The organism is Mucilaginibacter gynuensis, from assembly GCF_039541195.1.
Classification (GTDB): Bacteria; Bacteroidota; Bacteroidia; order Sphingobacteriales; family Sphingobacteriaceae; genus Mucilaginibacter; species Mucilaginibacter gynuensis.
Genome location: NZ_BAABFT010000001.1, coordinates 696,441 through 709,901, shown reverse-complemented (window position 1 = coordinate 709,901; position 13,461 = coordinate 696,441). Strand labels below are relative to the sequence as shown.

11 protein-coding genes are annotated in these 13,461 nt (G+C 42.2%); 10 read left to right on the top strand and 1 reads right to left on the bottom strand.

All coding sequences use genetic code 11. The features are described 5' to 3' along the window. The first annotated feature begins 20 nt into the window (after positions 1 to 20). The 5 genes from bioB to ABD894_RS02880 all read left to right on the top strand — a co-directional run bounded on the left by bioB (position 21) and on the right by ABD894_RS02880 (position 4,001). Complete coding sequence (gene bioB / locus ABD894_RS02900; protein ID WP_345209478.1) at positions 21 to 1,046, top strand: biotin synthase BioB; 1,026 nt, start codon at positions 21 to 23, stop codon at positions 1,044 to 1,046. Between the two features lie 231 nt (positions 1,047 to 1,277). Then, on the top strand, positions 1,278 to 2,138 hold the full coding sequence (locus ABD894_RS02895; protein ID WP_345209477.1) for an energy transducer TonB: 861 nt from the start codon (positions 1,278 to 1,280) through the stop codon (positions 2,136 to 2,138). A gap of 143 nt (positions 2,139 to 2,281) precedes the next feature. Then, the gene (locus tag ABD894_RS02890; RefSeq protein WP_345209476.1) at positions 2,282 to 2,671 is read left to right on the top strand and encodes a VOC family protein; all 390 of its coding nucleotides are present in this window, start codon (positions 2,282 to 2,284) and stop codon (positions 2,669 to 2,671) included. 113 nt (positions 2,672 to 2,784) lie between these two features. Then, the gene (locus ABD894_RS02885; RefSeq protein ID WP_345209475.1) at positions 2,785 to 3,489 is read left to right on the top strand and encodes a tRNA1(Val) (adenine(37)-N6)-methyltransferase; all 705 of its coding nucleotides are present in this window, start codon (positions 2,785 to 2,787) and stop codon (positions 3,487 to 3,489) included. 20 nt (positions 3,490 to 3,509) lie between these two features. Continuing rightward, positions 3,510 to 4,001: a metallophosphoesterase family protein gene (locus tag ABD894_RS02880; protein ID WP_345209474.1), complete on the top strand. Its 492-nt coding sequence runs from the start codon at positions 3,510 to 3,512 to the stop codon at positions 3,999 to 4,001. On the opposite strand, the gene rnhA is transcribed toward ABD894_RS02880, so the two are convergent. Beyond that, positions 4,002 to 4,472 carry a ribonuclease HI gene (gene rnhA, locus ABD894_RS02875; protein ID WP_345209473.1) on the bottom strand — a complete coding sequence of 157 codons (471 nt, stop codon included), beginning with the start codon at positions 4,470 to 4,472 and terminating at the stop codon, positions 4,002 to 4,004. A gap of 200 nt (positions 4,473 to 4,672) precedes the next feature. On the opposite strand from rnhA, the gene ABD894_RS02870 reads away from it, so the two are divergent. The 5 genes from ABD894_RS02870 (at position 4,673) to ABD894_RS02850 (ending at position 13,453) form a co-directional block, all read left to right on the top strand. Then, entirely contained in the window at positions 4,673 to 5,452 is a 780-nt protein-coding gene (locus ABD894_RS02870; RefSeq protein WP_345209472.1) for an adenylate/guanylate cyclase domain-containing protein, read from the top strand. Between the two features lie 174 nt (positions 5,453 to 5,626). After that, entirely contained in the window at positions 5,627 to 7,129 is a 1,503-nt protein-coding gene (locus ABD894_RS02865) for a cryptochrome/photolyase family protein (RefSeq protein ID WP_345209471.1), read from the top strand. Between the two features lie 895 nt (positions 7,130 to 8,024). Next, entirely contained in the window at positions 8,025 to 8,612 is a 588-nt protein-coding gene (locus tag ABD894_RS02860; RefSeq protein WP_345209470.1) for an RNA polymerase sigma factor, read from the top strand. Positions 8,613 to 8,721: 109 nt separating this feature from the next. Beyond that, positions 8,722 to 9,900 (top strand): FecR family protein, encoded by a 1,179-nt coding sequence (locus ABD894_RS02855; RefSeq protein WP_345209469.1) that lies wholly within the window; start codon positions 8,722 to 8,724, stop codon positions 9,898 to 9,900. A 205-nt stretch (positions 9,901 to 10,105) separates the two neighbouring features. Further along, positions 10,106 to 13,453: a TonB-dependent receptor gene (locus ABD894_RS02850; protein WP_345209468.1), complete on the top strand. Its 3,348-nt coding sequence runs from the start codon at positions 10,106 to 10,108 to the stop codon at positions 13,451 to 13,453. The last annotated feature ends 8 nt before the right edge of the window (positions 13,454 to 13,461 follow it).

Here is a 13,461-nt window from a genome sequence, read left to right as displayed (position 1 = left end):
CCCATCAAAATATTGAACAGATGACAGAGGTAAGAAATAACTGGACACAGGAAGAGATAGCAGAAATATATCATTCACCGTTGTTAGATCTTGTTTACCGTGCGGCCACTATTCACCGCGAAAACGAAGACTACTCAGAGGTACAAATAAGCTCACTTATATCAATTAAAACAGGCGGTTGTCCCGAAGATTGTGCGTATTGTCCGCAAGCGGCCCGCTATAACACCGGTGTTGATGTACACGCCATGATGCCGATGCACGAAGTGATTATGGCTGCTCAAAAAGCCAAAGACGGTGGCGCATCGAGGCTTTGCATGGGTGCCGCGTGGCGCGAAGTTCGTGATAACCGTGATTTCGATAAGGTGATAGATATGGTGAAAGCCGTTAACCAAATGGATATGGAAGTATGCTGCACGCTGGGTATGCTTACCGAAGCGCAGGCACAACGCCTGGCCGATGCCGGTTTATATGCCTACAACCACAACTTAGATACATCTGAAGACGATTACAAACGTATTATCACTACCCGTAGCTACGATGATCGTTTGCAAACGCTTGAACACGTACGCAAGGCTAAAATTACGGTATGCAGCGGTGGTATCATCGGCTTGGGCGAAACTGAGGCCGACAGGATATCGATGCTTAAAACATTATCAAACCTGCCTAAACATCCCGAATCGGTGCCTATTAACGCGCTGGTGCCTGTAAAAGGTACGCCACTGGCCGATCAGCCACGTGTTTCGGTATGGGAAATGGTGCGTATGATTGCTACCACACGTATTATTATGCCTAAAACGGTAGTACGCCTTTCGGCAGGCCGTACCGAGATGAGTACATTGGAGCAGGCCTTCTGCTTTATGGCAGGCGCCAACTCATTATTCGCGGGCGAAAAACTATTGACTACGCCTAATCCATCATTTGATACGGATATGGCGATGTTTGAATTGTTAGGCCTTAAACCACGCAAGGCATTTAAGAATGGCAGGCCGAATAACGAAGCCAAGGCCGTTAAAGAAATGAGCATAAACGAGGTGGTAAACCTTTAAAAATACAGGCCTGCCGAATAAGCAGGCCTTTTTTATGGAATTATAATATTGAGCCGTTTTATACGGCTTTTATTTTGCCTGTAATTTTGGTGGTTTTTGATGGGTTTTATTGCAACAAAATCAATCAGAATAAAGTGTATTTGACACATTGTTAATTATAAAAAAATGTTAGAACATGTAAAATATATAAAAGGCTTTATGCGTTATTAAAGAAATTATATACCATAAATCATGCTTATCACCAAATTTGATTTGTACAAGTCCGAGTGGCTCGACCTTGTATTCACCGACAGGAACAAAAATTATGGCGCTTATGAGTTAAGGCAACATTATGCCGGAAACATGATAAGGGCAATGGGCGTTACTTTTTTAGGAGTAGGTGCTATTTTTGTAGTTAGCAGTATTTTAATGCGGGTTGAACCCAAAATTGTGACACCGTTTATTGAGAAAGAAACGCCTGTTGAATTTAAAACAATCAAACCTCCGGTAACACCACCTAAAAAAGTTGAGGCAGCATTACCAGCCGTGAAAAGAGCTGATCCTAAGCCAGCTGCAAAGTCAGAACCAGTTGATACTAAAAGATTCCTTCCTATAACGGTTTCGCCCACAGAAGATGAGAATCCGCCAACGATAAAAGAACTGGATAATGTTGCTATAGGTCCGATAGATATAAAAGGTACAGGTAAGCCTGGCGAGAATGTGGCTCCGGGTGTTGCTAATGGCAATGATAAAGGCGGCGGTACAATTCCTGGTGAGGGCACAAGTAGTGAACCTGTGGGCCTAAATGGCTTAGACGTAATGCCCGAACCTGTAGGTGGCGCAAAAGCATGGCAAAAGTATTTGCAAAACAACCTGCGCTATACCAGCATGGCAGAAGATCAGGGTATAGGCGGAAAGGTGCTGTTGAGTTTTGTGATTGAAAAAGACGGAAAATTATCAAGTATAAAAGTAGAGCGTGGTGTAGGATATGGTTTGGATGAAGAAGCTTTGCGTGTACTTAAAAATGCCGCGGCCTGGAAACCGGGTATGCAAAACGGCAGACCTGTACGTGTTAGGTATCTGATACCTATCAACTTCCAGGCGCCGCAATAGGCGTTTCTGTTTTAGTAGAGTGAGTAGATGGCAAAGGTTAGGAGCGAAAGTTCCTGACCTTTGTTTGTTTAAGATGCCGGGCATTTGCTTGGTATTTGAGCTATTTGTATAATTTTACAATCAACATTTACTAATAATTGCTCATGCTTAAAATAAACCGTGTACACCATATCGCTATTATTTGTACCGACTACGCGCTGTCAAAACATTTTTATACCGGGATATTGGGTTTTACAATTGTACAGGAGGCTTATCGTGCCGAAAGGCAGTCGTACAAGCTCGATCTGGAAGTTGACGGTTTATACCAGATTGAACTGTTCTCTTTTCCGAATCCGCCCGCTCGTCCGTCGCGCCCGGAGGCTGCCGGTTTAAGGCATCTGGCTTTCGAGGTAGATGATATTGACGCGGCGGTTGCCCATGTAAACGCGCACGGTGTAATAACCGAAGCTATCCGCATAGATGAATACACCGGGAAACGTTTTACTTTCTTTGCCGATCCGGACGGCCTTCCGATAGAATTTTACGAGAAGTAATTGAAGATAAACCGCTTGTATTTTACAGCCGTTATTACCATGCTTTAAAGCGATTTCAATGTTACCTTTGCTTTTGCCGCTTAGTGCCTTTGTACTTTGGCAGCAGCTAAAACATGATATTTAAGTTTAAACAGTTTAACGTTGACCAAAGCGGTTGCGCCATGAAGATCAATACCGACGGCGTATTGATAGGGGCAATGGCAACAGGCAAGGCAGGCCGTGTATTGGATATTGGCACCGGTACAGGTGTTATTGCCCTAATGTTGGCACAGCGCTTTAACGAGGCCCGCATTGATGCTGTTGAAATTGACGGTGATGCCGCAGCTACCGCGAAGAAAAACTTTGAAGGTTCTCCATTTGCCAACAGGTTGAATTTGTTCCCCGGCGATTTTGAAGATTTTTTTAAATCAAATCCGCAACAGAAGTTTGACCTCATCGTATCAAACCCGCCTTTTTACATCGACTCGCTGGCATCGCCCGGTGAAAAAAAGAATTTAGCCAAACATGCCGATGCTTCGTTTTTTGAACGTTTGCTGGCACATGTAGCTGATCATTTAAGTGATGATGGTGCCTTTTGGCTGATATTGCCATTGCAAACAGCTGCATTGGTAAAGGCGCTTGCGGCTGAAAATAAACTGCATTTACAAGAGCAGATCAACATCCGGTCGTTTGCGGAAGATACACCGCACCGCCAGATAATTGTATTGAGTAAAAGCACTCAAGTATTTATTGAGAAAGATTTTATAATTTACAGTGAACCAAAACAGTATACTACTGAATATCAACATTTGTTAAAAGACTTTTTTACCATATTTTAACGTTACTATCTTTATTAATAATGACATCTATCGGCTTACTATCAGACACACATAGCTACCTTGACGACGCGGTATTTAAACATTTTGAAAATTGCGACGAGATATGGCATGCCGGTGATTTTGGTAATATTGAAGTGGTGGATAAACTGGCCGCATTTAAACCTTTTAAAGGCGTTTATGGCAATATTGATGGTAAAGATGTAAGGCAGGTTTGCCCCGAGCACCTGCGCTTTAAATGTGAGGATATAGATGTTTGGATGACGCACATTGGCGGTTATCCGGATAAATATAACCCTGCTATCCGTAACGAAATTTATACTAACCCGCCGCAATTATTCATCTGCGGCCACTCGCATATACTAAAGGTTATCTACGATAAAAAGATCAATTGCCTGCACATTAACCCTGGAGCGGCCGGTAAACACGGCTGGCAAAAGGTGCGTACGCTGGTAAGGTTTAATATAGATGCCGATAAGATAAAAGATTTACAAATTATCGAACTGGCCAAATAACTACAACAAGTTTACCTTGGCGTTTTCTACCTCAAATACACTGTCGATAAGGAGGTCTTTTTGTTTGCCCGCTGCTACGGCAAGCTGATCGCAGCGCTCATTCTCGGGGTGACCGGCATGGCCTTTTACCCACACAAAACGGATATTGTGGAGCTTGCTTAGTTCGAGGTAACGCAGCCAAAGATCTTTGTTCTTTTTATCTTTAAAGCCTTTTTGTACCCAGCCGTATACCCATTTTTTTTCGATAGAGTCGATAACGTATTTTGAATCGGAGTAGACGGTTACCGTTTGGTTAGGACTTTTTAAGGCTTCAAGCCCTTTAATAACAGCCATCAGTTCCATACGGTTATTGGTGGTTTTACGATACCCGGCAGAGAGTTCTTTATAATGCTTGCCCGAACGTAAAATTGCTCCGTAGCCACCCGGACCCGGGTTGCCGCTCGAAGCACCATCTGTAAATAACTCGATCATGCTGCAAGTATAGCAAAAAACGCCGTGGGGTAAATAAATTGTGTATAAGTAGGGCCTCATCGAAGCTTCTAATAAGTCTTTTGTCACCCGAAAATCCAATTCGCGTCATAGAAACATCAGGTAATTATTATCTGCATTTTTAATAAAATGTTTTGATGAGCTTTGCGTCTATCTAACTAAACACTCACGATTTTAACCGCATGGAAAATAATTACACCACAGATAACCAGGGCATCGTTTCAAACGGTCAACCTGTTGAAAACGAGTCATTAGCCAACTGCTGCCCACAATTGATAGAGGGCCTGCTTGATAATTCTCAGGATAATAAACAACTGCGCGTAGCCGATCGCGAAGAAGAACTTGCTATACTGTTTTTAGACATCCGCAACTTTAGCAGCCTGATGGAATCGAGGCCTGCAATGGAGGTGATACAGGTTGTACGCCGCTTATTTACCGTGTTTAACGGCATTGTAGGTAAATTTAAAGGCAAAGTGGTTGAAACGGCAGGGGATAGCCTTTATGCTGTTTTCGGTCTGCAAACCAGTATCCGCGATGCCGCGGCACATGCCTTTCAATCAGCAAAGCTGATGTTTGAAACCCTCAACATGTTTAACGAGGCTTATGCCGTGCCGTATTATAACAATCCGTTAGAGATTGGTATAGGCATGCATGCCGGTAATGTGGTGGTAGGGCAATTCGGACTGGATGAAAGGGAGCGTTTAACTGTAATGGGTTTGCCGGTAAATATAGCCGCGCGCTTACAGGCCGCAACCAAACAGTATAATAACGATATGGTGATATCTGAAGAAGCATACAGTCTTTTAGGTACTGATGAATCAGGCCACGAAAGAAGAACAGTTAGTTTGCACGGTCTGTCTTCAACACAAAACATACGTTTAGTAGGTAAGCCTTATGCTAAAGCTTTGCCGCCTCAAACCAGCGGCCCCGAACTGGACTGGTTACTGGCCATATCAGGATAATTAATATACTTTATAAGCACAGAGATATAAAACGTGCCGATGAGATCAGAAAGATCATATTATTTTTTTGGTTGTATATAAAGGCATCATGTAAAATTTATAATAGCCGGTAGTTACGCGACTCTTTTTTATCACGGTGCAAACAAGCTTTTGCCCTTGCATGTTGGCAATAATATGCACGTTGCCATTACCCTCATTTTTCCGCACCAGTTATTCGAAGAACATCCGGCGGTGAAGCCGTTACGACCGGTTTACCTGGTAGAGGAAGAATTGTTTTTTAACCAATATAAGTTTAATAAACAAAAGCTTGTATTGCACCGGGCATCAATGCAGTGCTATGCAGATCATCTTCGCAGTGAAAATTTTGAGGTTAATTATATTGAGGCGACTGATCCGCTTTGCGATATCAGGAATCTGATACCTCACCTGGCTGCCGCAGGTATCAGGCAAATACATTATGCTCATTTAGCCGACGATTGGCTTGAAAAGCGGCTTGATGCAACATGCGCCAAGTTGGGTGTACAACTGGCCGAATACCGAAGCCCCAACTGGCTTAACAGTGCAGGCGACGTGGTTGATTTTTTTGATGAAAAGCAATCATACTTTCAAACAGATTTTTATATTCAGCAGCGTAAGCAACGCAAAATATTGCTGGAGGCCGATGGTAAACCTATAGGGAACAAGTGGACATACGATAGCGAAAACCGTAAGAAGATACCCAAAAATACGCCTATACCCGCTTTGGATATTCCTACCGAAAATGAGTATGTAACACATGCCCGAAATTGGGTTGATGAACACTATGCCAATAATTACGGTACTACAGCTTCGCCCTTTAAAGAAGGTAATGGCTTTTACCCAATTAATTTTGCAGATGCCCGGCAATGGTTTACTGATTTTTTGCGACAGCGGTTTAATCAGTTTGGTGTATATGAAGACGCGATGTTGTCAACAGAAAGCTTCCTGTATCATTCGGTACTCACACCTATGCTAAATATCGGCCTGCTTAACCCCAAACAGGTTATCGATGCGGCGCTTGCTTATGCGGCAGAAAATGAAGTGCCATTGAATTCGGTGGAAGGGTTTATAAGGCAGGTGATGGGCTGGCGCGAATTTATCCATATTGTGTATGAACGCGAAGGGGTTAAGCAGCGTACTAAAAATTACTGGGGCTTCTCCCGTAAAATTCCACACAGTTTTTGGAAGGGCGAAACAGGTGTTTTACCGGTTGATACGGTTATAAAAAGAGTACTTGCTACTGGTTACAGCCACCACATTGAAAGGTTAATGGTTATGGGCAACTTCATGTTGCTGTGCGAATTTGATCCGCACGATGTGTATCGCTGGTTTATGGAAATGTACGTTGATGCTTACGATTGGGTAATGGTGCCTAATACCTATGGCATGACTCAATTTGCCGACGGCGGTTTGATGATGACCAAACCTTACATCAGCGGCAGCAATTATTTACTGAAAATGGGCGACTGGTCAAAAGGCGACTGGCAGCAAATATGGGACGGATTATTCTGGCGGTTTATGCATGTGCACCGGAACTTCTTTTTACAAAATCCCCGCCTTGGAATGCTGGTTAAAACATTCGATAAAATGGATCATGAAAAAAGGGAGAACCATTTACGAGCTGCGGAAAGTTTTTTAAGTCAGTTGGATCTTAGCTAACAAACCTCACTTATAGCTTAACCACTCTTAAAATTAAGCATCAATTATTATCAGAACGGTCACAGTATAATGAAGGATATGGGGTTGAAACACACTCTAAACATGAATTGTACGTGCGGGCATGCTTTGCATTAAAAATATTACAAACTATATTTAAGCTATCCTTAAAGCTCAATTTGCTTTCTAATCATCATGTTCGAAAGCATTCTTTTTTGATAACTACACGTAATATTACCAAAGAAACTAAGTGTAACTGTTGGAATTAGTCGTAACATTCTGTTTGTTAGTTTTTTACAATAAAATAAAAAAAACATTAAAAAGTATGTGTGTGCATGTTCAAAAATGTCTCTATGATACTGAACCGTATATTACACACCTTACATGATGCTTTTTACAAAGAACGATCTGTTAACAGGGATGGGTAATTATGCTTTATAAAAATATATTTGCAATAGTTAAACCACATTTACCTGTTTCTATGAAGAAGGTATACGCAAGTCGAATTTTGTTCGCGGCGCTAAATATTCAAGCACAGCAAATCAGCAACCCGGCCGGCATTAGTTGGTGGGGTAATTCTTTAGCTTATATTAATTTTTTGTGTAAACGGCCCACGGGCGGGGTTCATCCTTTATTAGCGTTATCTAAAGATGTTAATACATAGGATGGATACGCTTATGTATCAGGTTTAATCAACCGGTACATCGCCATAATAAAAACGAATTTAATATACCGTTTACCTGTGAAAATAAATATTGTGAAATGCTACTCTATACCTGAATAACTCAATTAAACATCGAGCAGGGTGCTGTTGAAAAACGAACCAATTAACACGCCGGGATAACCCGGCCACTATTTATTTAATATTTTTACGATACATAATTTTAACCAATTAATTATGTCGTTGAGTCAATTATCTGACATCGAATTGTGGCAAGCCATAGTTAACGATGACCATGCTGCTTTTTCGGTACTTTTTGATAAGTACTGGTATAAGCTGTATACTACCGCGCATCATTATTTAAAAAATGAGGATGCCTGTAAAGAAATTGCGCATGATATTTTTCTGAATATATGGCTCAAACGCAAGCAATTGGATATTAGTAATTTTTCGGCTTATCTGCGTGCTTCGGCCCGTTACCATGTATATAAGCAAATTAAGGCCATACGTGCTGTACCTGTTGATTATGTGGACAATTGGGAAGATTTTAGCACCGCTACCAGCATAAACACGGGCGAAACCAATATTCGCCACCTCGAACTGGAAGACACCCTCGACAATCAGCTGAAGGTTTTGCCTAAGCGTTGCCGCGATATATTTATACTCAGCCGCAAACAGCAGTTAAGTAACGATCAAATTGCCGATATGCTTGGTATATCAAAACGTACGGTTGAAAACCAGTTAACGCATGCCCTCCACCACTTGCGTTTATCATTGAAAGACCTCTCGGCTATACTCATACTATTGTTTGTTTTCTATAAATAATACCGCACGAACATTGTTTTGATCTCATTTCGGCATTTTTTTATTATTCGTATGTGTGTACGGCATAAAAAAGTGCTCTCTGTAAATAGCCAATCATTCCACCACAACAATGAATCAGGATCAATATATTTTACTTTACGAAAAGTTCCTTGCAGGGCAATGTACTGAAGCAGAGAAAGAACTCTTGCTGAAATATATTGACGGCTTTGAACTGAAAGAACACCCTTGGGAGGATACCATGGGCGACCGTGAAGCTATTAAGCATGAAATATACGACAGGCTTGCCACGCAAGTACAACCTGTTAAAAAATCGACCTCATCAAAACGTTTATGGTGGTCGGCAGCGGCATCGGTCTTGCTGGTACTGGTTAGCGTGGTGTTTTATAAATATCGCCAGGGGCAGGATGTAATTCCCCGACAAAATATAGCTGCCCGTGTACACATCGTAAAACCCGGCGGTAACAAAGCTGTGCTCACCCTTGCCGATGGTACAAAGATTCCGCTTGATAACGATAAAAAAGGTTTGGTTACCGATAAGGATGGCGTACCTGTAAAACAAAACACTAACGGCCAACTGGTATACGATCTGCGAGGCAAAAAAGGCAAAGACAATACCGGTGGTAAAAAGATCAAGGAAGAAGAATTAGCAGCCGTAATGAACACCATCACTACGCCAATAGGCGGGCAATACCAGGTTATTTTAGAGGATGGTACCAAAGTTTGGCTCAACGCGGCATCATCGTTAAAATTCCCTACGGTATTTAATGGCAAAGAGCGCAATGTGGAGGTGACGGGCGAAGTATATTTTGAAGTGGCTAAAAATGTCGCTAAGCCATTTAATGTAACATTTAACGGCAACAAAATAAGTGTTTTAGGTACGCATTTCAACGTAAACGCTTATGCGGAAGAGGCGAAAAGCAAAGTGACCCTGTTGGAAGGATCCGTTAAACTGAGCAACACCGCGGGCAGCGCCATGCTGAAGCCCGGTATGCAGGCGCTGGTTACTGATGAGCACAGCGCGATAACCACCCGCAAGGCTAACCTGGAAGCGGCTGTGGCCTGGAAGAACGGTTACTTTTTATTTGAAGACGAGAACATACAGAGCATTATGCGCAAGCTGGCGCGCTGGTACAATATTGAAGCCGTTTACACAGGCAATATGAAGGGCAAAGAGTTTTCGGGCTCAGTATCAAAATTCGAGAACGTAACCGAAGTGCTGGATATGCTTGAACTAACGGGAAGTGTACATTTCAACCTGGAAGGAAGGAGGATAAAAGTTATGCCGTGAGTTTACATCTTTTAAATTCCGCGGGTTGAAAAAAGAAAGACACCGGGAGCGTTGCAGCGCCCCCGGATAAATGTCTGGGCAACCAGAGGGAGCATCTTATTACTAACCATCTATTATTAAACCCAAACAAATCAAATGTATGCAATTATACCTAAATTTTAATAGTGGGCGCGGTTACAGCATCCCATTAAAATTCTTGCTGATTATGAAAATCACTTTTGCTATTTTATTAGTAGCTTTTATGCAAGTAAGCGCTGCCAGTTTCGGACAAAAAATCACCTTGTCTGAAAAAGATGCGCCTTTTGAGAAGATACTTACCGAATTGAGACAACAAAGCGGCTACAATTTTTTATACAACACTCCAATGCTTGATGAGGCTAAGCCCGTTACCATTAACGTGGTGAACACACCTGTTGAGGATGTATTGAAAATGGCCTTTGCCGGCCAGCCGCTCGATTATACTGTTAAAAACAAAACCATTGTAATTAAGCGTAAAGCACCTGTAGCTGTAAATGCTCCAAAACAACAAGCCATCACCGTAACCGGTACTGTGGTTGATGAAAAAGGAGTTGCACTGCCCGGCGTAAGCGTATTAATAAAAGGTACGCAAACCGGTATAGTTACCGATATTAACGGTAAATACACTATTAATGTACCAACGGGCAACGAAACATTGGTGTTCACCTTTATAGGTTACGTATCGCAGGAGGTAGCCGTAAATAACCGTACCAGTATTAATATTCAGCTGGCGGTTGAAAATCAATCGCTTAGCGAAGTAGTGGTGGTAGGTTATGGTACGCAAAAAAAGGTGACCTTAACCGGTGCGGTATCATCCATAAAAAGTGATGAGATCACCACTACTAAAAACGAGAATATACAAAACGCGCTAACCGGTAAAATTGCCGGTGTGCGTGTAGTACAAAACACTGCCGAGCCGGGTACATTTACCAACACCTTTGATATCAGGGGACTTGGAACGCCACTAATAGTGATTGATGGTGTGCCGCGCGATAATGTTACCCGCCTTGATATGAACGATGTTGAAAGTATATCTGTACTTAAAGATGCATCGGCAGCGGTATATGGTGTAAGGGCAGCTAATGGCGTGGTGCTGGTAACCACCAAAAAAGGTAAAAAGGGTACTGAGTTTAACTACACAGGTACCTTCACCGTACAAAAACCGTCAGGTTTGCCGCGTTCACAGGATGCTATAGGTTATATGACCTTGCGCAACGAAGCGGCAAAACATAATGTTAACGGTGGAACGGTTGCTTTTAGTGATGCTGATTTCGCACCATATTTAAGCGGTGCAAAAACAAGTACCGATTGGTACACGCCGGTAATAAAAGGTTCGGTACCTCAATCGCAACATAACCTTAGTGCAAGCGGTGGTAACGAAACTACCAAATTTTTTGCCAGTTTGGGTTACACCGCGCAAGACGGCTTTTTACGCAGCGGCGATTTGAATTACAGGCGTTATAACGTGCGTTCAAATCTGAGCAGCCAGCTTACAAAAAGGCTATCGCTCGATTTAAATATCAGTGGTATCCTCGATCAAAAACATCAGCCATATAATGATGCCTGGTGGATCATCCGCTCATTCTGGCGTCAAAACCCGCTGGATAATATTTATGCCAATAACAATGGCGATTACCTGTTCAACCCATCGGTTGACGGTACAAACCCTATTGCACTTTCTAATGAGAGTATTTCCGGATACAAAAACTACATCAACAGGTGGTTCCAGTCATCTATCAACTTAACTTACGATGTACCGGGCATAACGGGCTTAAAAGCAAAAGGCTTATTTAGCTATGATTATAACACAGCAGAAGGTAAGGCTTATCAGAAAGAGTATACACAGTATACTTATGATGCTTCCGCGAATGTTTATAACCCTGTTATGCAGGCTTCGCCAAGCAGTGTATACCGCGATTATTTTACCCGGCCTACCATACTAACTCAAATGTCGTTAAACTACGATAGGGTTATCGGTAACGATCACAGCATTTCGGGTTTGGTATTGCTTGAAAATGTAAACCGTAAAAGTGATAACTTCAATGCGCAGCGTAACGTATCGTTACCTATTGATAATATTTTCGCCGGTGACGCAGATGGACAAATAGCTAATATGTCTGTCGATCAGTTGTATAATTATTCAACCGTAGGTTTTGTAGGTAAGTTTAATTACGCTTATAAAGGCAAATATCTTGCCGAGTTCAGTTTCCGCAGAGATGGATCATCAAAGAACTCTCCGCTTTCCAGGTATGGTTTCTTCCCGGGTGGATCTGTGGGCTGGCGCGTATCTGAAGAAGGTTTTATTAAAAATAATAAATCGCTGTCTTTTATCGATAACCTGAAAGTTAGGGCATCATACGGTTTGTTGGGTGATGATGCTAATCTTGCCTATCAATACGTAACAGGCTATACTTATCCTGCAAGTGGCGAATACAACAAGCGCCCTGGTGGTTACGTGTTTGATGGTAAGTATATCAACGCTTTGGAGAGCAGAGGTATTCCAAACCCTTACTTTACCTGGATGAAATCGAAAACATTTGACGCGGGTATTGATTTTGAAGGCTGGAGAGGATTGTTAGGATTTACATTTGACTATTTCAGACGCGAACGTACAGGTATGCCGTCAACCCGAGTTTTAAGTTTGCCCGATGTAATTGGTGTTAATTTACCACAGGAAAACCTGAACAGCGATCTGGCCCGTGGTTTCGATCTGGAGATTAATCACCGTAATAAAATTGGCAACTTCAATTATTTTGTAAAAGCCATATTATCTTACACACGTATTAAAAACCTGTACGTTGAGCGTGCGCAGGAGGGTAACTCTTATGCTAACTGGCGCAATAATTCAAACAATCGTTACAATAATACCTACTGGGGATACACCGGAAACGGGCAATTCCAAAATTACGATGCTATTGTAAACAGCCCGGTATATGTTGACCGCGGTACCATAGTTGGCGATTATGCTTATGAAGACTGGAATGGCGATGGTGTTATAGATGATAACGACATACACCCTATAGGCTATACCGGCGCCCCACTGATGAACTTTGGTTTAACCCTTGGCGGTTCATATAAAGGTTTTGATGTTAATTTATTGTTTCAGGGTAGTTCAATGGCTAACGTATCATACATTGAGCAGCTACGCGAAGCGCAATTTGGCGGCGGTAGTGGTTTAGCACAGTTTCTTGATCGCTGGCATCCGGTAGATCCAAGTGCAGATATCTACAGCCCGAATACTGTTTGGGTACCCGGCCATTTTGCCTATACAGGTACTACACCATACGAAAACTCAACATTCAACTTGCAGAACTCTAAATATCTGCGTTTAAAAAGCGCCGAGTTCGGCTATACTTTCCCAACAGGATGGATGTCGAAATTGGGTATAAAGGGAGCGAGGATATATGTGAACGGCTACAATTTGTGGACGCTTTCTGATATTAAGTACGTTGACCCTGAGCATCCTTCAGATACTTATGGCTATTTGTACCCGCTTAATAAAACGTATTCTGTTGGTTTGAATGTTAAATTTTAATCGTTAAA